1 protein-coding gene is annotated in these 381 nt (G+C 66.7%); it reads right to left on the bottom strand.

Going from position 1 to position 381, the window contains the following annotated elements; all coding sequences use genetic code 11:
- On the bottom strand, window positions 1–381 hold a 381-nt coding region (locus EN750_RS39095), incomplete at both ends, for an SDR family NAD(P)-dependent oxidoreductase (protein ID WP_127399552.1).

Below are 381 nucleotides of genomic sequence, written 5' to 3' on the forward strand. Positions count from 1 at the left end.
GCCAAAGCACCGCCGCAGCGACCTCGTCCGGCTGGACGAAACGCCCTTGCGGATTGATCGCGGCAAGGCTCGCCCGCGCCTCGTCGGCGGCGCGGCCGGTTTTTTCGACGATGCGCCGGACCGACTCTTCCAGCATGTCGGTTTCCACGAAGCCTGGGCACACCGCATTGACGGTAATGCCTGATTTTGCCGTCTCGGCTGCGAGCGCTCGCATCAGCCCGACGACGCCGTGCTTGGCAGCGACGTAAGGCGCGACATAAGCATAGCCTTTCAAGCCGGCGGTCGAGGCGACGAAGACGATGCGGCCCGACTTTCGCGCCAGCATGCCGGCCAGCGCCGGCTTCACCGTCAGGAAGGCGCCGGTGAGGTTGACGTCGAGCG

The organism is Mesorhizobium sp. M7A.F.Ca.ET.027.03.2.1, assembly GCF_003999175.1.
Lineage (GTDB): Bacteria > Pseudomonadota > Alphaproteobacteria > Rhizobiales > Rhizobiaceae > Mesorhizobium.